This window comes from Lacticaseibacillus rhamnosus (genome assembly GCF_900636965.1).
Taxonomy (GTDB): Bacteria; Bacillota; Bacilli; order Lactobacillales; family Lactobacillaceae; genus Lacticaseibacillus; species Lacticaseibacillus rhamnosus.
Genome location: NZ_LR134331.1, coordinates 350630 through 372654, shown reverse-complemented (window position 1 = coordinate 372654; position 22025 = coordinate 350630). Strand labels below are relative to the sequence as shown.

22 protein-coding genes, 2 pseudogenes and 1 riboswitch are annotated in these 22025 nt (G+C 48.2%); of the genes and pseudogenes, 11 read left to right on the top strand and 13 right to left on the bottom strand.

Annotated elements, in window-relative coordinates; genetic code table 11:
* Positions 1 to 265 precede the first annotated feature (265 nt).
* From thiD to EL173_RS01775, 12 genes and pseudogenes are all read right to left on the bottom strand, one after another.
* Positions 266 to 1117 (bottom strand): bifunctional hydroxymethylpyrimidine kinase/phosphomethylpyrimidine kinase, encoded by an 852-nt coding sequence (thiD, locus tag EL173_RS01830; RefSeq protein WP_005691407.1) that lies wholly within the window; start codon positions 1115 to 1117, stop codon positions 266 to 268.
* Between the two features lies 1 nt (position 1118).
* The gene (gene thiE / locus EL173_RS01825; RefSeq protein ID WP_005691406.1) at positions 1119 to 1748 is read right to left on the bottom strand and encodes a thiamine phosphate synthase; all 630 of its coding nucleotides are present in this window, start codon (positions 1746 to 1748) and stop codon (positions 1119 to 1121) included.
* Positions 1745 to 2584 carry a hydroxyethylthiazole kinase gene (gene thiM / locus EL173_RS01820; protein ID WP_019728437.1) on the bottom strand — a complete coding sequence of 280 codons (840 nt, stop codon included), beginning with the start codon at positions 2582 to 2584 and terminating at the stop codon, positions 1745 to 1747. The genes thiE and thiM overlap by 4 nt, the downstream gene beginning before the upstream one ends.
* A 50-nt stretch (positions 2585 to 2634) precedes the next feature.
* Entirely contained in the window at positions 2635 to 3135 is a 501-nt protein-coding gene (gene thiW / locus EL173_RS01815; RefSeq protein WP_005691401.1) for an energy coupling factor transporter S component ThiW, read from the bottom strand.
* Entirely contained in the window at positions 3116 to 3808 is a 693-nt protein-coding gene (tenA, locus tag EL173_RS01810) for a thiaminase II (RefSeq protein WP_014571088.1), read from the bottom strand. Before tenA ends, thiW begins: the two co-directional genes overlap by 20 nt.
* A 113-nt stretch (positions 3809 to 3921) precedes the next feature.
* Entirely contained in the window at positions 3922 to 4569 is a 648-nt protein-coding gene (locus tag EL173_RS01805; protein WP_019728436.1) for an energy-coupling factor transporter transmembrane component T, read from the bottom strand.
* A 4-nt stretch (positions 4570 to 4573) separates the two neighbouring features.
* Positions 4574 to 5917, bottom strand: a complete 1344-nt coding sequence (locus EL173_RS01800; RefSeq protein WP_005691395.1) for an ABC transporter ATP-binding protein — start codon at positions 5915 to 5917, stop codon at positions 4574 to 4576.
* A 6-nt stretch (positions 5918 to 5923) separates the two neighbouring features.
* Positions 5924 to 6490: an ECF transporter S component gene (locus EL173_RS01795; RefSeq protein WP_005691393.1), complete on the bottom strand. Its 567-nt coding sequence runs from the start codon at positions 6488 to 6490 to the stop codon at positions 5924 to 5926.
* A 200-nt stretch (positions 6491 to 6690) separates the two neighbouring features.
* A riboswitch (TPP riboswitch) is annotated at positions 6691 to 6780 on the bottom strand.
* 88 nt (positions 6781 to 6868) lie between these two features.
* A pseudogene (locus EL173_RS01790) lies at positions 6869 to 7495 on the bottom strand (rhomboid family intramembrane serine protease); the annotation flags it as partial.
* A 59-nt stretch (positions 7496 to 7554) separates the two neighbouring features.
* Positions 7555 to 8571 (bottom strand): IS30 family transposase, encoded by a 1017-nt coding sequence (locus tag EL173_RS01785; protein ID WP_019728331.1) that lies wholly within the window; start codon positions 8569 to 8571, stop codon positions 7555 to 7557.
* Between the two features lie 104 nt (positions 8572 to 8675).
* Positions 8676 to 8768, bottom strand: a pseudogene (locus EL173_RS15270) (rhomboid family intramembrane serine protease); the annotation flags it as partial.
* A gap of 51 nt (positions 8769 to 8819) precedes the next feature.
* Positions 8820 to 9509 (bottom strand): rhomboid family intramembrane serine protease, encoded by a 690-nt coding sequence (locus EL173_RS01775; RefSeq protein ID WP_005691389.1) that lies wholly within the window; start codon positions 9507 to 9509, stop codon positions 8820 to 8822.
* A 573-nt stretch (positions 9510 to 10082) separates the two neighbouring features.
* Between EL173_RS01775 and EL173_RS15265 the strand changes: the two genes are divergently transcribed.
* The 5 genes from EL173_RS15265 to EL173_RS01765 all read left to right on the top strand — a co-directional run bounded on the left by EL173_RS15265 (position 10083) and on the right by EL173_RS01765 (position 13540).
* Positions 10083 to 10694: a hypothetical protein gene (locus EL173_RS15265; RefSeq protein ID WP_019728338.1), complete on the top strand. Its 612-nt coding sequence runs from the start codon at positions 10083 to 10085 to the stop codon at positions 10692 to 10694.
* 132 nt (positions 10695 to 10826) lie between these two features.
* Entirely contained in the window at positions 10827 to 11684 is an 858-nt protein-coding gene (locus tag EL173_RS15260) for an ATP-binding cassette domain-containing protein (RefSeq protein ID WP_020752132.1), read from the top strand.
* A gap of 62 nt (positions 11685 to 11746) precedes the next feature.
* A complete protein-coding gene (locus EL173_RS15255; protein ID WP_019728337.1) occupies positions 11747 to 11887 on the top strand; it encodes an ABC transporter ATP-binding protein in 141 nt (46 codons plus the stop codon).
* Positions 11888 to 12517: 630 nt separating this feature from the next.
* On the top strand, positions 12518 to 12730 hold the full coding sequence (locus EL173_RS15055; protein ID WP_015764230.1) for a hypothetical protein: 213 nt from the start codon (positions 12518 to 12520) through the stop codon (positions 12728 to 12730).
* A 165-nt stretch (positions 12731 to 12895) separates the two neighbouring features.
* Positions 12896 to 13540, top strand: a complete 645-nt coding sequence (locus EL173_RS01765; protein ID WP_019728335.1) for a GNAT family N-acetyltransferase — start codon at positions 12896 to 12898, stop codon at positions 13538 to 13540.
* An 87-nt stretch (positions 13541 to 13627) separates the two neighbouring features.
* On the opposite strand, the gene EL173_RS01760 is transcribed toward EL173_RS01765, so the two are convergent.
* Positions 13628 to 15262 carry a peptide ABC transporter substrate-binding protein gene (locus EL173_RS01760; protein ID WP_005685142.1) on the bottom strand — a complete coding sequence of 545 codons (1635 nt, stop codon included), beginning with the start codon at positions 15260 to 15262 and terminating at the stop codon, positions 13628 to 13630.
* Between the two features lie 113 nt (positions 15263 to 15375).
* Between EL173_RS01760 and pepT the strand changes: the two genes are divergently transcribed.
* The 6 genes from pepT (at position 15376) to EL173_RS01730 (ending at position 22012) form a co-directional block, all read left to right on the top strand.
* Positions 15376 to 16623 (top strand): peptidase T, encoded by a 1248-nt coding sequence (gene pepT, locus EL173_RS01755; RefSeq protein WP_005691375.1) that lies wholly within the window; start codon positions 15376 to 15378, stop codon positions 16621 to 16623.
* A 404-nt stretch (positions 16624 to 17027) separates the two neighbouring features.
* Positions 17028 to 18821 carry a BglG family transcription antiterminator gene (locus tag EL173_RS01750; RefSeq protein ID WP_126298225.1) on the top strand — a complete coding sequence of 598 codons (1794 nt, stop codon included), beginning with the start codon at positions 17028 to 17030 and terminating at the stop codon, positions 18819 to 18821.
* Entirely contained in the window at positions 18806 to 19846 is a 1041-nt protein-coding gene (locus EL173_RS01745) for a M20/M25/M40 family metallo-hydrolase (protein WP_005691370.1), read from the top strand. Before EL173_RS01750 ends, EL173_RS01745 begins: the two co-directional genes overlap by 16 nt.
* A gap of 83 nt (positions 19847 to 19929) precedes the next feature.
* The gene (locus tag EL173_RS01740; RefSeq protein ID WP_005691368.1) at positions 19930 to 20247 is read left to right on the top strand and encodes a PTS lactose/cellobiose transporter subunit IIA; all 318 of its coding nucleotides are present in this window, start codon (positions 19930 to 19932) and stop codon (positions 20245 to 20247) included.
* A gap of 66 nt (positions 20248 to 20313) precedes the next feature.
* On the top strand, positions 20314 to 20652 hold the full coding sequence (locus EL173_RS01735) for a PTS sugar transporter subunit IIB (RefSeq protein ID WP_005685149.1): 339 nt from the start codon (positions 20314 to 20316) through the stop codon (positions 20650 to 20652).
* A gap of 34 nt (positions 20653 to 20686) precedes the next feature.
* A complete protein-coding gene (locus EL173_RS01730) occupies positions 20687 to 22012 on the top strand; it encodes a PTS sugar transporter subunit IIC (protein WP_005691366.1) in 1326 nt (441 codons plus the stop codon).
* Positions 22013 to 22025 lie beyond the last annotated feature (13 nt).

The following is a 22025-nucleotide window of genomic DNA, read 5'->3' as shown; positions in this document are numbered from 1 at the left end:
ACCGGTCATCCACCGATTTAATGACGGTAACCCAGACAGTCAGCCACGCTTTTGAACACCGATCGAGAACCTCGCATCTCCTTGCCGTAAGTATAAATGAAGCTTCATAAAAATAATAGTGTTTCACAGCGCTGCGCTAGTCTATACCAGCGTTTCGGATCGTTGTTACACGGGAAATGGTAGCGTTTCATAAAAATATTTTTACTAAAAAATAAGTCACCCCATCATGATGAGTGACTTACTTTTGATTTTTCTGGTTAGGTTGCTATCCCTGCAAACCAGCCGATGATTTTACCGCGCTCACCTGAACGTCTTCGCTTAACGTTGCCCAATGATTGGTCGGCCCGTGTCCATGGCCCACAAAAATGCCTTGGCTAATGGCGCCTTCAAGAAATGCTTTGGCTGTGATAATCGCCTTCTTCAGTGACTCGCCCTTTGCCAATTCGGCCGCAATACAGGCGGAAAAAGTGTCGCCGGTACCGTGCGTATTGCCAGTGGCGATGCGCGGCGACCGTACCCAAAAACTGCTGCCGTCTGCTAACAAAATGAAGTCTGAAGCTTGAGCGTCTTGACGGTGGCCGCCTTTGATGATGACATTTTTGACGCCGAGTTCCTGAATCGTTTGCGCTGCCGCTATCATATCGGCTTCACGCTTAATGGGATGCCCCACAATGATTTCTGCTTCCGGCAAGTTTGGGGTCACCACATCGGCTAGCGGCAATAGTTCCTGCTTAATCGTCGCAACGGCTTCCGGGGCCAGCAGCGTTGCCCCACCTTTTGCGACCATAACGGGGTCCACGATCAACGGACCGAAATTGACCTGTTTAAGATTGCGGACAACGGCGTTCACATGCTCACTATCGGCTAACATACCGGTTTTGCATGCCTTGATCGCAAAGTCTGCCGCCAATGATTGAAATTGTGCATCAATGAAATCGCCAGGAATCGGCAAACTGGCCTGGACGCCATATGTGTTTTGCGCCGTGAGTGCCACCACAATACTCATGCCAAACACATGACGTGCCTGAAAGGTTTTGAGATCCGCCTGCATACCGGCACCACCGCCTGAATCCGAGCCAGCAATGGTGACGACTTGAGGCGTGCTGTTAATCGTCATTTTATAACACCTCTTTCAGTTTAGCGCTGAGGGTCTGGACCTTCTGTGCCGTATCCGGAGCCTGCATGATCTCGCTGACAATCGCCACGCCGGCAATTCCGGTTGCCTTAAAGGTGTCAAGATTATCCGCCTTAATCCCACCAATCGCCACCACCGGAACAGAGACTGCCGCTGTGATTGCTTTTAGCGTTGCCAGTGACGTCAACGGAGCAGCGGCCTTGGTTTGGGTTGGAAAAATAGCGCCCACCCCAAGATAATCAGCACCGGCCGCAACCGCAGCGGTGGCAGTCGCAACTGTTTTGGTCGAGACGCCCAGTATTTTGTCGGAACCAAGCAACTGCCGCGTAACCGCAACCGGTAGTTCATCATCGCCAATATGCACCCCGGCTGCGTCGACTGCTAAACAAACATCCACCCGGTCATCAATGATCAACGGAATCCGATAGCGGTCGGTGATCAATTTGACCTGTTTTGCCAGCGCGTAATAATCACGGGTTGTCAGGGATTTTTCCCGTAATTGCACCATTGTGACGCCATTTTCACACGCCGCGGCAATCTTGGCTAAAAAAACTTCAGGCGAATCGGCGTACCGGTTGGTGACTAAATAAAGTTGTAAAGCTTCTGCATTCATAGTGCCTGTCCTTTCACCTTTTGAATCCAATCTTGATGCGTTGCCAACAAGGATAATTGATCCAGCGTCCTCTCTCTAAATGACGCGAGGCCGCCGGTGTTTTCGGCTGCAGCCACTTCACCGCAACAATTAAAATAGCTAACGGCAACGACCACAGCTGCATCGTTTGTGAGCCCTACCCCAAGCAGCGCTGCAATCAAGGCACCAACGATATCACCGGTTCCCGTGAAGCGATCCAGTTGCAAGACGCCATTTTCCAGGCGCCACTGGCCATGAGCGCTGACCACCAAGTCTGTTTGCCCGGTTGCCAAAAAAGTGGTCGCAGGAAAACGCCGGGTCAACCGCTTCAACGCTTCAGCAAGTTCGGAAAATGCAGCAGGGCTTTGATCTAGCTGGCTGCCATCCACCCCGCGACCGGTACTTTTCAGACCACTAAAGCGGCGCATCTCGGAAATATTGCCTTTAACCACATTCGGGTGATTCGCCAACAACTGATGCCCTAATTCATATCGCAATTGGGTGGCGGAAACACCGACTAGATCAACCACAACCGGGGTATGCGTTTCAGCAGCAAAACTACCCGCCGCTAGCAGACTCTTTTCACGTTCTGGCGAGATATGTCCTAAGTTAAGCAGTAAGGCATTATTTTGGGCAAAAAATTCCGGAAACTCCTGCACGGCATCGGCCATTACCGGCTTGGCATCAATGTACAAAAGCGCATTGGCCATGGACTCGACTGTAATTTCATTGGTAATGCATTGAACTAACGGCGATGAAGTCAGTGGCAAGGCGGATTCAAACGCCTGTTTAAAGCTTGTGGTTACGGATTGATTCATGGGGTATGTGCCTCCTATAAATTATTCTTTTTGAAGTGCGGGTAAAGCGGTTAAAAGATCTTTTGCAGCCGGCGGGTTAAGCCACTATGGTCAAGTTCGTATAACACAAACAAGGCAATCAGCGAGCCGGAAATCGCGCCGCCGAAAAATCGCGGTGTGTAGACGAACCAGTATAGCGACTGACTGCTGCCGGTGAACCAAACCATCACCGGGTATGACAACAGCGAGCCAATCAAACCGGTGCCGAGGATTTCACCAGCTGCTGCCCATACCGACCGCCTGCCAATGCGATAACCGATTCCAGCCAACAGTGCGCCAAACACCGCGCCGGTTAAAGCAAGCGGCGGGATGCCCAATAATGTCATCCGCAGCAGCGCACAGGCAAAGGCCATAACTGTGGCATAAAGCGGCCCCATAACAACGGCAGCAACAATATTGACAACACTCGACATCGGCGCCATCCCTTCAATTCGAAATAAAGGTGACAGCACCACGTCCAGTGCGATCATCATGGCCAATATTGCTAGCCGTTTAACGCGATTTTGCGTCATTGTTGCGACTCCCTTCCGGCCACTTTTCCAGGTGATAGGCCATCTCCCAAAAGCTGTATTCCATCTGGGTACTGATTCGAAAAGCGGTTAGCATCTGCTGCTGTTCTGCCGATGTGCTGTGATCGTATAATCGATTGACCAATGCCACCGCGGCCTGCTGATCATCCGCGTTGGCCGCTCCGCTGTATGTTTCAATCCAGCGTTGATAAATTGGCACCGGTGATTGGCGCTGGGCTAGATATTGCCCGACTTCTTGATATAACCACGGACACGGCAACATCCCCGCGATGGCCACGTGCGGCGTTCCGGCAACTAATTGGCGATACATATGCGATACATAATGGTAGGCGGTCGGCGCAATGGCAGTTGCTGCCACTTCTGCATCGGTGATCATCAGCGTGTCAAAAAAGTCCCGCCGCACCGCCAACTCGCCTTCTGTCAGTCCCGCGGCGGATTGCGCTGCATAAGCTTTCAGGTCTGATTCCTGAGCCTGCTGGGCGATTAACGCATACAACCGGCTAAAATGTTTTAAATAATACGCATCTTGAATGAGATAATAGCGGAAAATGGCCGGATCAAGCGTCCCGGCTTGCAATTCAGTCAAAAACGGATGGGAAAAACTGCCTTCCCAGTACGGCACAACTTGTTGCCGGGCAATTTTGGAAAATTTCATAAGCACTCCTTCATTAATGATTTTGTTATAGCTCGCGTTAGTCTGTCGCGGGCGGTGTCGGCCGCTGCACAATCGCTTAAACATCGCACGACCACGTCTTTTTGATCCTCAAACTAACGGGCAATTAGATTCAAAAGGACAAAGCCCCCCACCATGGCGATCAAGCCGCGCCATGAACTACGGATGGTTTGGTGAACCGTTCGCGTTGCTCCTTCGGTATAACCATGGGCATACATGGCTTTGACGTACTGGTCCTGCCACGACATAGCAACAAAAATCACCTTCACATAAATCATCGGCGACCACGCGTGCAACTTTTGGCCACGTAACAGACTCGCCTCACGAATAGCAGCCACTTCATGCATGATCTGCGGCAAGGCGTGAATCACAACCAGTAATCCGTAAACAAAATTAGGGGATAATTTATGCTGCTCCAGCCATAACAGCAAGGTCTCTAAGTCAACCCCGATAAGAAACACCAACCCTAACGCGGTGAAAGCATAGGTGCGAACCCACAGCAGCAAAGCGTAAGTCGTATCCGTACCATGCAGGGTAATTGCCCAATACGTGCTGGCAGCCGGGATCAACGGTAACAAGGCCAAAACGACGAGACTTTTAAACGCCCGCCGCCATATTAAAAAACCGCTTGCCAGTCCGATCAACGCCACATTAAGGCTCACCGCATGGCTAAAAGATATTTCAAGTGTCAGCAGCAGAATAAATAAACTCAGATTTACTGCATTGGTCTTTTTTACTGGCATCATGTCACTCCTGTAGAATGTGTAACCGGTGATCGGCAAGTGCCACATGCTGGTGACTGATGCCAGCTAGCGGAGCCAGTCGGTGCGTCACAATCAAAAACGCCTGCTTAGCTGCTTTTTCCTTGATCCACGCGGCAAAAAAAGCACAGGCACGTTCATCTAATCCGCTAAACGGTTCATCCAACAGCAAAAAAGTTCGCTCCAGACTTAACATTGCGATCAGCTGCACCATTTTTTTCTGGCCTTCGCTCAGGTGATACAGGCTGCCGGTTTGTTTTTCTGTCAATCCCAAATAGGCAAGGGCAGCTGCCTGGCGTTTGCGTACTTTTGGCGTCAAGGCTGGCCCAAATGCAAGTTCATCGGCGGGAGTCAATGTGACAAACTGCTTGCCGGCATCCTGTACCGCCAATGTCATCGTCCGGTACAGTTTTTTAGTGCGGCGTAATCGGCGGCTGTCGAGAAACATCCGGCCGCGATACGGATGCAACTGCACCATTGCCCGCAGCAAGGTTGACTTGCCGCTACCATTAGCGCCTGTCAAAGTCGTGATACCGGTATTAAACTGCCATGTCGGAGCCTGCACCAAAATTTGGTGATTCCGGGCGCAGACAACTTGGTCAAATCGTAGCAACGAAACGGTGGCTGCATTGGCTTGAGTTAAGTCAAACTGGGTGGGAATCGTGGTCAAAGTTGTGAGTGGCAGCCTGGTCAGCTGGCCGTCTTTCAAAGCAACTAGCGCATCGGCTACTCCGGCGTAATCACGCAAATCATGATCCGCAATCACAATCGTTTTGCCAGCATCGCGCAATCGCCCTAACTTGGTAATCAACTGCTGGCGACTGACCGGATCAATACTGGCAAACGGTTCATCCAGCAATAAAATGGGCGGATTCATCGCTAGCAAAACGGTTAATGCTGCCCGCTGCTTTTCACCACCGGAAAGTGTCTGCAAGTCACGATTTAACAACGCTTGCGTATCGCCCAGCGCCACGGCCTGCTTACTTCTTTGGATCATGGCTGTTGCAGACAAGCCGAGATTCTCCAACGCAAAGGCAAGTTCGCCGCTTAACGTCCGCATGGTAAATTGTTGATCAGGATTTTGGAACAACATCCCGACCTGCTGCGCTTTTACCTGCATACTGGCTCCACTGAGATCATGATTATCAAGCAAAATCGTGCCGGAATAGGTCATCGGCGCAAACCCGGCGATTAAATTGAGCAATGTGGATTTGCCACTACCGCTATCACCTGTCAGGACCGTTAACGCACCTGTCGCAAACTCAAAACTCAGGTGATCAAACAACGGCGTTTCCCGGTGGAACTGCAAATCTTTCAACCTAATTCCCATTGGCTTTTACCTGCCAGCAAGTCGCTTGACACCGGCTGCTTGCTCGTAAAGCTTCATGACCAACTGCACCAAAACGACGCCAAAGAAAATAACGGACAATAAACGTACCGTGACCAAGCCTAAGATCATGCCGAAGCTGTACGCGCCATAACCCAGCTTGAAGTATTCATAAGTGAAACTAAACAAGGTGGTGCCCACTGCCGCCAAAAGCAAGCTCACCGTGTCATAGCGCCGGTATCGCGTCACAATAAATCCGGCCTCGCTACCTAGTCCCTGAACAAAACCGGATAGCAAAACGGCAGGGCCAAAATAAGAGCCATAAAGCATTTCGGCCAACGCAGCCAGACACTCACCAAGAATTGAACTCCCTTTCTTCCGCAACAGCATGGTCGTCATCGGTGCAGCCATCACCCACATACCAAACAGAATCTCGTTAGCAAAAGGTGCATAGCCCAGTGGTGTCAAAGCCGCCGCCAACACGGCATAAATTGCATCGGCACCCATGAAGACACCACCAAACAAGAAGGCTAAAAACGCCAACAAGACCACGTCACGCAAAGACCATTTATCCATCAAAAAAGCCCCTCTTTCTTCGAACAAAAGACAGACGGGGGCCTAAGCAGTCACAATCAGTCATAACCATGTTTATGTGTGAATCTCCATCAACTTCTCCCGCCAATCGGTTAGCGAACAGGTCAACTCAAAGAAAAAGGACCCGACACCAAACACTGGCGGGGTCCATGAAATCACAAATAAGCATCGTCATAAAACGATTGATCTTAGCGACATTTCCCTGCGGCAGTACTAACTGCATCAGGTTCCATGGGTATTATCTCAGCTTTTCAGCACCCCAAATGTTTCTATTCGATTGTAAAGGCAGTATAGCATGTTTTATTTGAAACCGCTAGCACTTGGAAATCAACCGTGACTAGACGCTGTCAATTTCTAAGCCTAATCACCACGGAGCGCCTCAATTGGCTCGCACAAATGCGTCAATCGTTTCTTCCGATTCCTTTGTATCAAAATCACCAAGACACATCCAATGCCAACAAGAAAACCGCACGAATGCCCAATCTGCTCATAGATTCTCGTGTCTGATAGTTCTTGATAAGGCCAGTATCCGGTTGTGAAAACGTAAAGAATTACGCCAAATGCAACAACTTTTGTCAACGGTGAAAAGGCAGGTTTACTAGTTACAAGTGCCAAAACTGCTAATGGAAATAATCCGTATACCGACATCGAAACACCATTAAACCGCTCAACATAGCTGCCAATTCCTAGGTGTGATTGAATAAATCCTCCAAATCCAAAGCAAAACAGCAACTCCCCTGCCCAACTGCAGATAAAGAAGCTAATGACGAACGCAGCCTTACCAAGTTTCCATTCAATAAACGGTCCTAAAATTATAATGGCGAACATATTGGGCAATAGGTGATTTTCCCAATCATAATGAAAAACGCTGCTCGTCACCACCCGCCATAATTCTCCTCTTAAAACTGCGGGAATATTGCCCAAAAAGTCACCCGAGGGAATTAGATAAACGTTAAGCAATACATAAAAGAGCAAATAACATAATACCCTCAATTTTCAAGTCAAGTGCAACGATGATAACGAATTCTTGATAGTGGTCTAGGCTGTTACGCCATGCATCGGTAGTAATCGCATGGGCGAAGATAGTTCAGAATACGTCTGGGACGATGGTTCAGTGCGGATTGGACTGCTTGAATTTCAACCAGGGTAACTGCTCTGAGAGACTTCCCTTTCGGGAAGAATTCCCTAAGCAGTCCATTGGCGTTCTCGTTTGTGCCACGCTCCCAAGGCGAGTACGGATGTGCGAAGTAAATCTGGGTTCCAACAATCTCTGATAACTTGGCAAACTCGGAACCATTGTCAAAAGTGATACTCTCAAATTCCTTGGCCCCGTAGTCGTCGATCGTGTCCTGCAAGGCTTTAAGGCAGGTGCCCGCATGATAGTCAGGAATCTTGACGATGATCTCAGTCCGGCTGTACCGTTCTGTGAGCGTCATTAATGCTGGCTCATCAGCTAAGCGAATACCTTTGACCAAGTCGCCTTCCCAATGTCCCACGCCTGTGCGGTCATTCACGGCCGCAGGACGCAACTCGATTGAGTCGCCGTATATCTTCTTATTCTTGCGCTTGTGGGCGTTCTTATAGCCTTTGATGCGGCGTCGGAGCTTCTTGGGAAGTGTCATGTTGTCTAGCTCAAGCAGCCCGGCGTCGATGTAGCGATACACAGTTGTCGTTGAAGGGCAAGCCTTGCCCTGGTCGCGATAGAAGTGTACGAAGCTATCAACGCTGTGTACGCGCGGCTTACGAGTAAGCTCCCTGGCGAGAGCCTTGAAGAACGCACGGCCGGTCTTAAGAAAGGCGTAGTGACCGGTTCTATCGCGTTTACGGTCGTGCATGGCTTGGGCAGTTTCCGCAAGATAGACTTGATGCGAGTGACGCTTCGAGTCGAGCTGAGTTACAGATCCACGCGTGATTTCTCGTGAGATTGTCGCTTTACTGCGATGAAGCTTCTGTGCAATCACGGTCGCGGTGTCACCAGCAGCCTGAAGGGCCTGAATTGTAGCACGGTCGCTAAAACTGAGTTGTTGGTAATGCTTGTGGGTGTTAGTCTGAGAGTGGGTCATGAAGATTCCTGCTTTCTTGTTTAGCTAGCACTAACAAGAATAGGTCTTCATGGCCTTTATGGTCTAGTCGTCAGGGTGTTGCACTTGAATTGTAAACTGGGGAAATAACATAATACCAAAATACCACAGATGAAGCATGTTCCCTTAGCTGCTAGAAACACCGATAGCAGATTCACTCTTCGCAACTTCGCCAGCATAAGCCCACCCCATTTTTCAAAATTGTTTGTGTCAATCCGTCCGTGAGAAGCTCAGTTATTCGACTTTGCCAAAAAGAAGTGACGTTGCTTCAAATTTTTCAAAGTAAAAATGCCGAGCGCGCAAACAATTCCGCCCAGTACACCGCACAACTGGCCAATTCGAACAACGATTGCAGGATCTGACCTATTCGCATTAGCCCAAAACACCAGAATCAAGTCACCTAGAAATGCTCCGGTCGTAACGAGCTTTGTCAGCAGAGAAAACGGCGGGCTTTTAATGGCAAATACCAATCCGGCTAACGGAAACAGGGCATAGACTGCCAAGGTTGCGCCATAAAATGCGTCAATATATGTATTCAGGCCAACAGTTGACTGAATAATGCCATTAAAGCCAAAGCAAATAAGCCCGGCTCCGATCCAACTGGCCGCAAAGAAACTGATCACAAACGCACGGCTGCCAATCTTCCATTCAATAAACGGACCAATCATCAGAATTGCAAGCACCGTCTTTATGAGTGGCTCCCAATCCGAAAAGTAAACCGAACTTGTCACAATCCGCCACAACTCGCCCTTAGAAATTGACGAAATATCCCCCAAAAGATCGTTAGCGGGAATTAGAAACGTACTTGTCAAAGTTGAAAATAGTAAAAAACAAAAGTACAAGGCGCAGCAAATCAGCAGCGTCCCCTTTGCTGCCAAAAATACTGATAAAAGATTTAACGTTCTTAATTTTGCTAGCATGCAAACATCCCCATTTTCTCCACGCCGAAGCTGTAATATCTAACGAGTCAGCCCGGCTTTATGAATCAGCTTGTGAGTATTGACGCTCATTGTAAAGAAAGTCATCATTCAAACTCACGGTGCATACTCGATCCCTATACATCTAGCGGCTGTTAGATAAACAATTTGCAATTTTATAATGAATAGTACACTAAAATTTAATGACGTCAAGTATTTTATCCTTAAAAAGAAATATTATTGACGTTTTGTATCACTAATAATATCCAAAAACATTTATATAATAGAATAAAATTTATAAAGTGATGGACATCAATTAGTATTAGCTTGTTTAAAAATGAATTCCGATATTAATATTTAAAACATCAATTATCGTCATCATCGTCTGTCATTCAAGATCGATTCAGCTGAATTGTAGCGGTAATAGCGGCCATCCCTGTTGAAGGATCACTTCCGCTAAATTAAGACTTTGCTGACACTGCTTTAGCAACGAACACGATCAACTTAACTGTATTCCGCATGCCAGCACATGCTATAATCATCCTAAATATTAGAAAACGATAAGAAGATGCAAACATGGTTAAAACCTTAGTCAATTTTCTAAATTTATACTGGAAGAGTTTGCGTGAGTTCTTTAAAGCGTCACCCTTGTACGCAACCATTCTTTTCATTCTGGTGCCAATTCAGTCCGTTCTACCTGCAGCAACGATTGCCGGTTCTCAGGCGCTTTTGACTGCATTAAGTCACCACGATTCACCGCTCGCACCAGCTGTCGTTTGGAGTGTCTCGGTGATCGCCTTGGGTATTGCCGGGCCGGTTGTCACGTTAACGCAAGGCTTACTGACAGACCAACTTGTCGCACATATCAATCTTGCCTTGATGGCGCACGCCAAAAAGCTCAAAGGCATCGCAACATTTGAAACAGCGACCTATTATGACGAGCTGGAGTTTATTCGGTCCCAAGCCAGCTGGCGGCCGGTCAACTTGATCGTTTTCGGCCTAGACCTTCTGCGGGGAACCTTATCAATCGTGTCATACATCGTCCTATTGTCACAGTTTAATTTTGTTGTGATCTTGTTGGTTTTATTACCGATTATTCCGCAAGCAATTTTCACCTATAAGATCCAACAAGACGCCTTTGAAACGATGGTGGACAGAAGCCCGCAATCCCGTAAAATGCAATACTAAGCCAAAACGTTACTGGCGAATACGGATGCCAAGGAAGTTCGGATTTTTAATGCCTTTGATTTTTTTATCAAGAAGTATCAGCATACATTCCAGCAAATTCACCGTCGCCTCAGTCAAGTCCGTCTGAAGCAAATGCGTATTTCAGGTGTCTATGCCTTCATCAACGGAGTGGCGCTGGTTGCTTCACTGTATTTAGTCATCGTTGGCATTCAAAATGGCAACTATCCTGTGGCTTCCTTACTCACATTTGCAGTGACCGTCGTTTCGTTGTCCCAAAGTCTGGGAAGTTTAGTCGAAAGCTCAAGCCTGTTGTATGATACGTTGTTATTTATGCAGAAGTATTATCAATTTTTGAACAAGAAAGACGCCTTAACCACACCCCAAAATGCCGCAGCTTTGCCAGACAAACCATTTGCAATTGAATTTCGCGATGTTTCTTTTGCTTACCCTGAAACGAATCACAAAACCGTTTTACAACACGTCAATTTTAAGCTTGATCCCGGTACAACTGTGGCGGTTGTGGGCGAAAACGGCTCTGGTAAGTCCACGCTGGTTAAGCTCTTATTACGCCTATACGATGTTTCTTCGGGTCAGATTTTAATTGACGGTACGCCGATAGAGCAATTAAACGTTGATGCTTATCGCCACCAAATTCGCGTTGTCTTTCAAGATTATTCCAAGTTCAACTTGTCACTGCTGGAAAGCGTGGGTATTGCCGATCTGCCAAACTTTAACGCGCAGAATGTTGAATTGGCACTGAAAAAAGCCAGTGCATGGGATAACTTTTCAAACCAGCAGATTAACTTACAAACGCACTTTGGCAAGCAATATGAAGATGGCATTGAAATCTCTGGTGGCCAGTGGCAAAAGATTGCCATTGCCCGGGCTTTCTTAAATGACGACCATGCCCACCTGCGATCCTGGATGAACCAACCGCTGCAATTGATCCGCGCAGTGAGTTTGAAATTTATCAACATTTTGCCGAGCTAAGTCAAAATAAAACCGTTCTTTTTGTCACCCATCGGCTTTCTTCCGTCACGATGGCAGACAAAGTGTTATTCCTTAAGGCCGGCAAGGTTGTTGGCTTTGCGCCCCATCAAGTGCTGATGCAAACGAATGCAGCCTATGCCGAAATGTACCGAATGCAGGCAGAAGGCTACGTTAAAGGGCTTTCGCAGTCTGAAACTGAATAATTGCCATGTCAGGAAACGGATTTGAATGAAACATGAGTTATCTTTCATCTATCAAATGTATCGGACGTTCACTTAGAAATCATCTTTTGAAATTTTACAACTGTCTGACTAGAAATATTCTGAGCTGCCATGCTATACTTACGGCAAGCAAAAAGCCGTCGCGTTGGAGCACGACGGCCGGGCATTCGCCCTTGCAGACCCATCTAATGAACGATGGCACTTGGGATTAGACAACTAAAAGCCGCCGTATCCCGTGGAAGGAATTGCGGCTTTTAGTTTGCCTATTTTTCTCGAAATAGTTCGAGTGCCTGCATGAGTTCGCGTATTGCCTCAACCAATCACCCAACATATTTTTTAGTCGTCTGACTAGAAATATCCTGAGACGCCATGCTATACTTAAAGCAAGCAAAAAGCCGCCGCGTTCAAGCACGACGGCCGGGCATTTGCCCTTGCAGACCCATCTAATGAACGATGGTAACTAGGATTAGGCAACTAAAAGCCGCGGCATCCCAGCGAAGGAATTGCGGCTTTTAGTTTGCCTATTTTTCTCGAAATAATTCGAGCGCCTGCATGAGTTCGTTTACTGCATGAAGCAGCTTGGTCGTCGCCTTGATCAACTGGGTTACCCCAATGACCAAGACTACTAACGAACAAACGCAGGCCGTGATCGCTGTTACAACATCGATCACTGACAAACAGGTGCACCTTTCTCATCAATGTGTGGGTTATCGACAATTTGCCCATACACACCACCTACTTTCTGACTCAGGTACCACCGCTCATTATCCTTATCTGCTGGCATCAGCTTATCAGATTAGCCGTTATCTTGCCGGGGATGCGTAAGATAACGGCAGTTTCGGTTTTTATTTCGCACTTTATGTAAGTGCCTTATTTCCGAGCTTTTCCCATACTTTTATAATTACTTTTTTCTGAATAAATTTTCCTATAAAAAATTTTATTCGAAATAAAAGTAGTCCCGAATTGCAACCTTTCTTAGGAGAATTAATCTTGACCACAAACATCACCATTCGTACTGAACAGCCATCCGATTATCGGACAGTTGAAACCATTCATCGCAATGCTTTCTGGAATCTTTATGTGCCTGGGGCCGATGAACATTATATCGCCCATATTTTACGCGATCACGCTGACTTCATTCCTGAACTGGATCTTGTCATAACGCTGGACGGACAGATTATTGGCAACATCATGTACACCAAGAGTAAATTGGTGACCGCAACGGGTTTGGAGAAGCCTATTGTGACATTTGGTCCGGTCAGTATCACGCCAGCTTATCAGCGACGCGGGTTCGGAAAGCAACTAATCGACGCATCCATGCAGCAAGCAGCCGACCTTGGCTATGGCGCGATTGTCATTTTTGGCGATCCTGATAATTATGTCGCTCGTGGCTTTCAAAGCTGTCAAAAATTCAACGTTTGGGCGGCAGACAATACCCAGCCAACCGCGATGTTAGTCAAAGAGTTGCAGCCGCAAACGCTAGCCGGGCAGAAGTGGTTCTATCATGAAAGCCCCGCCATGACTTATGACCCCGCGGACGCACGCAAATTCGATGAGGGGTTCCCGGAAAAGGCCAAGCATCATCAAGCTAGTCAGGAAGCTTTTTATATTGTGAGTCACTCCATCTTGAAATAATTTTGTCAATGAATGCAAAAAGCCCGTCATGCTTCACGGTTAAATTCCGTGTCACTAGCATGGCGGGCTTTTTTTGTTATCCCAATATTATTGAATGTATGCAGTTTTAAAGTCATATGGTGTCCCGTTAGGATTAAACGATACACCTTTGACACTTGAGCGCAATAGCTCCAAATTGTTGGCTTGATATAGCGGCAGCGTACCTTGGTCTTTCATCAAGATCTTTTCGGCATCCTGCAACATGGTCCAGCGTTTCTGGGGTTCATTGCCGTACTTGGTTTCCGTTTCACTCAGCAGCTGATCCAGTTTGGCATCTTTGTAACCGGATGTGTTGTAGCTGGAATTGCTGATCCACACATCCAAGAAGTTGTACGCGTCCGCAAAGATGGATTGCCAGCCGGTGACGACCATATCGTAGTTGCCTGACATCATCGCTTGCAGGCGCTGGGCCTTGGGGATGCTCTTAATTGTCACTTTGACATTTGGCAAATCTTCAAACGCGCCTTGCAAGTATTCGGCTACCTGCTTGGAAACATCTGCATCATCTGCTAACAGGGTCAAGTTGAGCTGGCTTTGACCGGCTTCTTTCATCCCTGCTTCAAACAGTTTCTTGGCTTTTGCCTTGTCGTAAGCAACCGCACTTTTCACCTGCGTGGTTTTGGCAAAGTCGGCACCGGTTTTCTGGTTCGTATGCAATCCAATTGGAACAAAACCCAGGGCCGGCTTGGAGCCATCTTTCAGAACCTTCTTTGTCAGCGCCGCACGATTAATCATCATTGAAAAGGCTTGGCGCACTTTGACATTTTTGAAGGCTGGTACTTGTTTTTGATTCAAGTCCACGCGGGTCATATTGGAGGAAATGCGATTAACCGCGTCTTTATCATTCAGATGCGCGGCCGCCTGTTCACCGGTCAGCACGATCGAATCCAGTTTCTTCGTCTGATACAGATTCATGCCGGTTTGAACATCTTTAATGACGGTTTCATTAATCTTAGCAAGCTTCACATGTTTTTTGTCCCAATACTGTGGGTTCTTAACCAACGTCCAGCTATCACCCGTCCCGTTCCATTTGGTCAGCTTGAACGGCCCACTATAAACCTGGGTGGTTGCCGAGGTACCAAATTTCTTGCCATATTTTTCAACCACTTTTTGATTTTGCGGATAATACAGCGGGAAGGCTAGCAACTTCTTGAAGTAAGCAGTTGGATTTTCCAACGTGATGGTCAGGTGATGTTTGTCTGTGGCTTTGATGCCCAGATCACTGGCCGGTTTCGTACCTTTAATGATCGCATTGGCATTTTTAACCGGAGCAAAATAAAAGGCATCAGTGGCTTTGGTCTTAGGATCAACCGTGCGCTGCCAACTATAGACAAAATCCTGCGCCGTAATCGGATCGCCATTGCTCCACTTAGCATTACGCAACGTGACGTGATAAGTCATACCATCTTGACTGGTCGTCACTTTCTTCGCCAAGGCCAACTGTGGCTTTTGGCCTTTATCCGTTAACCGATAAATACCTTCCTGCGTGTTGGTCATCGTCTGAAACGATACCGTGTCAGTTGATTGCGATGGATCGTTAGTGACGATTGACGAGGTTTCCGACCAATTAAGCGTTTGGTTGGTGCTCGACTTGCCACTGCTGCTACTTGACGAACATCCGGCGGCCAGAAGCAGTACAGCAGCAACCGGCAACACCAGCGTCCATTTTTTGGATATTTTCATATGCGCCCCTCCAATAATTTCCTTAGTGTGCTATTGACAAAATACTAAGCCAGTCTCACACTAATTGCAATGGAATATTAATATTTTTCTCATCAAAAAGGCAGGGATTCTCATTGACAATTGAACTTGATTTGAACCAAATCCAAACAGATTTCATTCGCTATGCCAAAATCAACACCCGGTCTTATCCGGGACGCGACACCACCCCATCAACGCCTGGCCAAACCGAACTGGCCAAGTTATTAGTGACCCAGCTGCAAGAACTCGGACTCCAAGACGTTGGCTTAAACCAGGAAAATGGCTTTGTCACCGCCACCTTGCCGGCCAACACTGATAAACCGGTCAAAAGCTTCGGCATCATCGCGCATTTGGATACGGCTGATTACAACGCCGAGAATGTGCAGCCACAAGTCCATCCGCATTACGATGGCAAACCGATCAACTTTGCAAATGGCTTGAGTCTCACAGTTGAACAGTTCCCCGCGTTGAAGCAATATTTTGGTCAGACCTTAATCACCAGCGACGGCACTACCTTACTGGGCGTTGATGATAAGGCCGGAATTGCCGGGGCAGTTGCGACCGCTCGTTATTTGTTAGCGCACCCGGAAGTCAAACACGGCCTGATTAAATTTGGCTTTGGTCCGGACGAAGAAATCGGGGTTGGGGCCGATAAGTTTGATGCGAAAGGCTTTGCAACCGACTTTGCGTATACCTTGGATAATGGCGATCCCGGGCAAATTGAATACGAGACCTTTAACGCTGCTCAAGCCACCGTCACCATTGAAGGGACTTCGGTTCATCCCGGTGAGGCCAAGGGATTGATGGTCAATGCCAACACCTTAGGCCGTCAGCTCGATGCCGCATTACCGGCATTTGATCGGCCGGAATTCAGCGCCGGACATGAAGGCTACTTTCTACTTCTGAAATTCCATGGCGAAATCAGTGATGCAGAGTTGGTCTACATTATTCGCGACTTTGATCATCAACAATTCGAAGCCCGCAAAGCCTACTTCCAAAAGACGATTGATGAACTAAACGCCCAATTTGACCACCCACGGCTTAAAGTCGAAATGCACGACCAATATTACAATATGGCCGATATTATTAATAAAGATCCTTACCCGCTCCGCTTGGCTGAAGCTGGCATCAAAGCAGCTGGTCTGACGCCTAAAACCGTCCCATTCCGCGGCGGCACCGATGGCTCAAAGATTACTTATCAAGGTATCCCTACTCCTAACTTATTTAACGGTGGCATTAACTTCCACGGCCCGTATGAAGTCGTCTCAACAGAAGCAATGGGTAAAATTGCCGAGACCTTGATTCATATGGCGCAGTTAAACGCAGAGGGCGGCATTGCGTAGTTAAGGATTCATTTTGGTGGCGTGCGCCTGCTGCATGCCGGTAATGCTAGCTCTCTATCCACTCGGCCTCATGCAAACAGCATGGGGCTTTTTGCGTGCAATTTTTTCATTTACTCCCCCTTTATTGTAAACTGCCCCAACTCTTTGTTATGCCTCTCATTATCTAACCAAGTCGTCTCACTATTTTCTCGACCAGCTCAAATCGTTATCCGCCTCAAACATTGGTACACTGCAGGGAATGAGCACGGTCACTATATCATTCGTCATTCACGACCAGTGGCAGTCGCATTGGCAATCATGCCATTTTTGCCATGTCAGCTTGCAAAAGTGGGACTTTTTGGCAGAAAGTATCTGCGGCATACTGACAATATAGTTGAAAGCGCTTACGGATTGGGGGAAGGCAATTGCGTGAACATCTCATCATTCAAGCACTACAAGCTAACGGGGTTATGTCCGCGATGGCCTTGGCCAAAGCGGTTGGGGTATCACGGCGCACGTTGCAAAATGATTTGCGCCTGCTAAACCACGCTGCGTCAGGGTTTCAAATCCGACTTATTCGGGGACGAGGGTATGAATTACAGATTACAGATACGAAACTTTTAGCTGCTTATCTAGCGACTTTAGCGGGTCAGGCTCAGCCAAAAATGCCAGCCAAACGCTTACCTGAGCTTCTGCAACAACTGTTATCGACCACAAACTATTTGACTGTGGCGCAACTGGCCACCACCCAGCTTATTAGTACCAAGCAGTTACAGCGTGATTTACGCGAGTTGGACAAACTGCTGGTTGGAACGCCCCTGTCGTTAATCCGCAAAGCCCATTACGGCGTGCGAATTCAAGGCAACTGGCAAAGTCGCATCCATGCGCTGCAACAATATGGGTTACCGCCCAATCATGCAACATTGACTCAGCAACTGCAGCCTTTAGGACTCGATCCGGCTGTCACGGCCCAGTTTGCCAGCGAAATTGGGTGGTCGCTAGTCGTCACGGGCCAAACGTTACACGCCCCACCTGCTGATACAGACTTTGCAGCGCTTTTAGCCGCTATTCGCCTAAGTCCGGAGGCGTGGCATTTTTTAACCGTCAGTTTTGCTGCCAAACGCAAACAACTGACCACCCGCCTGGACCACAAGCGGCTAAAAGTAAAACTCCGCGCTTATTTCACAACGCTGGATGCACGCCATGAAACTAACTTTGCCACGCATCCGGAATTCCTGTCGCTTATGTACTTCCACGTCCTCGCCTTAATTGGCCGACTAAAAGAACACCAAAGTCTGGCCGGTCTGAGTCTAGAACCTTTGGCGCGCGATTACCCGATCGCCTTTAACTGGGCAGTTCAATTTGCTCAATGGTTAAGCCGCGAATACCAAATCGAGGTGCCAAAAACCGAGGTCGGCTATCTGACCACCCATCTGCTGGTCCCACTTGAGCAGGCTCACGAAAAATGGAGCCGTCACGGTTATCGCATTGCCGTGATCTGCGGAACTGGCGGCGGCATTGCAACGCTGCTGAGTTTACGCCTGCGACGGATTTTCCCCGAGGCCGTGATTCAAACTTTTGGCCTCAATGAGTTAAAAGCAATCCACCAACTTTCACCGGACTTGCTTTTTACCGTCACGGCTTTAAATGAATCATTTGACTGTCCCGTGATTCAGATTGATGATGTGGCTTCGGATTTAGATTTTGCCAGTTTACGACACGAGCTATCAATGGCATCGCAACATCATGCCACAGCGTCCCTTGCGGATTTGTTGCAGCCGACGCTATTTTTCCCCGATCAAAAGCCTGCCGACTATCGCACGTTACTCACCTCCCTCACTGCCAAAATGGCGGCATATTGCGGACAAGTTGGTTACGCCGCATCGGTTCTGCAGCGCGAAGACTTTCTGGCGACGGTTTACGACAACGGGATCGCCATTCCGCACCCCTTGTCATTCAGCGCTAGGAAAAATGCTGTCGCCGTGATGCTTTTGCCAACTGGCGTCAAAAATAGCGCGCGCCCGGTTCGCATTGTGTGGTTGATTGCGTTGAAACAGGATCAATTACCCTTACACCGAACCTTGACCACCCAATTGGCCGCGTTAATGCAAAAGCCTGATCTCATCAATCAATTAGTTCAACAAACCGAATTTAGCGCATTTCAACAAACTTTACGGACTGAACTGGAAGGAGCCGAAACGACATGGATTTACAACTAATGGCGGCGTTAAGTAACGCTGATGCCATTGCGGCCAACGAAGACGAAGTGCGCGCGGTTTTGCGCCATCACCTTGCCTCATATGGATTGACCAGCCAAACTGACGGGCTAGGCAGCCTTATTTTCACCAAAGAAGCCGCTGATCCGCAATTTTCAGTCATGATTTATGGCCACATGGACGAGGTAGGCTACATGGTTCGTACCATTACCCCTGAAGGCCTACTGCGTCTGATGGTTGTCGGCGGCGTTAAACCTGCCGCCAGTCACTGGCAGAACGTACGCATCACAACCGCCGCGGGTCACAAGCTTCCGGGCATGGTCATTCGCGATGACACATTGCCGGCATTTGATCAGGTGTTATGCGATGTCGGCGCAAACAGTGCTGATGACGTCGCAGCCTTGGGGATCGCAATCGGTGATATGGTGACGTTTGCGACCGAGTTTCATGGGTATGCCCCAGATGGCGTCTTTGGCGGCAAAGCTTTAGATGATCGGCTCGGCTGCTACGTCGGCGCACAACTGCTTGCAGAACTGGCAGATGAAAAATTGCCGTTCACCCTGCATTTTGCCGCAACTAGCAGTGAAGAAGTCGGCATTCGTGGGGCCAAAACTGCCACCCAGCTGATCAAACCGGATCTTGCTTTTATTGTCGATGTGGCAACTTTTCAAAATCCACGGGAACGTAGCGAGGTTAACCAGCGCCAAGTAGGTAAAGGGCCGATTCTCACCCATTTTGATCGCACCTTAGCTCCAAATCGCCATCTGCAACAGTTTGTTAAAGCAACCGCAGTCGCAGCAGAAATCCCTTTGCAATTAGACATGTTCAATGGCGGCGGTACCGATGGAGGTGAAGCACACAAGGTCGGCTCAGGCATTCCAACCGTGGTCACAATCCTCCCTTGCCGTTACGGCCATTGCGCTCAATCGCTTGCCCACACCCGCGACGTTGATCAGATGGTCGCTTTATACGCTGCCATGTGTCGTCAATTATCAGCAAAACTCGTGGCCGCGGCGCATACCTTTTAAAAGTTTCACCACTACCACCCGCCCAACGATTAAAAAACACCTGCACCCACCCACTGCAGGCTTGTAAGAAGGAGTCCACCCCCATGGCAACTACTCAAGAACTCGAAATTATGCAGCTCATCGCAAACGCCGGCGAAAGCAAAACCAAGGCCTTTGAAGCTTTGGCTGCTGTTAAAACGCAAGACTTTGACCGGGCCCGCAGTTTACTGGCCGAGTCCAAGGCAATTGATGTCGCTGCCCATAACGCGCAAACGGCCATGATCGCGCGCGAGTTTGCACCAGACCAGACGCCCGAACCCGTAAGTCTGCTCATGGTCCACGCGCAAGATCACTACATGACCAGCCAACTGGCACGAGATTTGATCGAAACGTTGATTGAGGTATTTGAAACTAGAGCGTGAATGAAGCTGGCTTCTAACCGTGCCGGCTCGCGCTCACATTAATAAATATATGAGGAGAACTATATTATGCGAATTCTATTATGCTGTGCAGGTGGCTTTTCCACCAATATGTTGATGCAAAATATGGCGAAGGTTGTTAAAGACAGTCGCAAACTGAACGAAGCGGATTTTCATTTTAATGCTATTCCGGTTGATGGACTGGAAGAAGAAATCGACAACTATGACATTGTTTTGGTCGGTCCTCAGATTGGGCATAAGACTGGCTATATTGGGGAAATCTGTGATCCGCGCCACATTCCGTATGCCGTCATCGATAAAGATGTTTACGGGCAAATGGATGGCGCCACGGTGATGAAACTGGCACTGGTGACCCATGCGAAATATCAAAAGAAGCACGCCGGTTAGTGGCTGATCAAGATTTTGAGAGGAGCGCTCCACAATGTTTAACAAGTTCGAAGCTTTCATGAACCGCTTCTTCATGCCCATCGCCCATAAAGTGGATAATCAGCGTCATCTGAGTGCCATTAAGGCCGGGATGGTGGCTATGACGCCGTTCACCATTCTCGGCAGTATTTTCACGATCATCCCCGCTCTGCCGAACATGCTCGGTCCTAAAAATGCCGTTTCGCAGTTCATTACTGGCAACGCCGCGTTATTCGATCTGCCTGTTAAGCTGTCCATCGGGATGATCGGCCTGTATGCCTGCTTATCTATTGCTTACAACTTAGGTAATCATTACAAGCTTTATATTCCCGGATGTGTCACCTTGTCGGGTTTTGCCTTTTTGATGATGGTCGCAACTTTTAACAAAACCGGCCAACTTGATGTCGCCAACCTTGGCGCTCGCGGTTTATTTACCGGCATGATTGTTGCCTTGCTGACGGTTGAGTTATATCACTGGTGCAAAACTCACCACTTGACGATCAAGATGCCGGATGGGGTGCCGGATTTTGTTTCCCGTTCATTCGAGCTGATTCCGGTCACACTCATTACTGGCGGTGCGTTTATTGCCGGCCGCTTTATCTTCCTGAATCTGGCTGGTGAGCTGCCGCCAAGCATCTTGACTCGCTTCTTGGCGCCATTGGTTGGGAGTATGGATAATCCGTGGGCTGTCTTGGCGCTTAACTTCGCCATTTGTACTGTCTTCTTCTTTGGAATTCACTCGTCGGTTTTCTCGCCGATCACCAGTCCGATTATGGTGACATTCATCGCCGAAAATATTGCTGCGATGAACGCCGGCGAAGCAATTCCGCATTTTTACACAGCCGGCGCCGTTTCAAGTTTCTTCGGTTTTACCGGTTGCGGCATTTCCATCGGCTGTGTGGTTGCCTGTATGCTGTCTAAAAGCAAGCGGTATCGTAAAATCGGTAAAATTTCCTTATTCCCCGCCTTGTTTGGCATCAATGAGCCGATTCTGTTCGGGGCACCGATTATTCTGAATCCGATTATGTTCATCCCGCACGTCTTTGGTGGCGCCATTATCGGTACCCTGCCAATGTTCTTCATGCACTGGGGTTGGATCGCTAAACCTATTTTCAACCCGCCGTACGTTGGGGTCTTTCTGGAAGGTTTCTTAATCAATGGCGATTACCGGACAATCCTAGCCAACGCCTTGCAGCTGGTCTTAGCAATCGCTTTGTACTGGCCATTCTTCAAGGTTATGGAACGCGCCGAGTTGAAGAATGAAGCTAAAAAAGCATCGCAGAAATCAATCTTTTCAAAAGAAGACGAGGATACCTTGGCTGGCTTGGATCTCGACTTCTAATCAGGCCGCATGC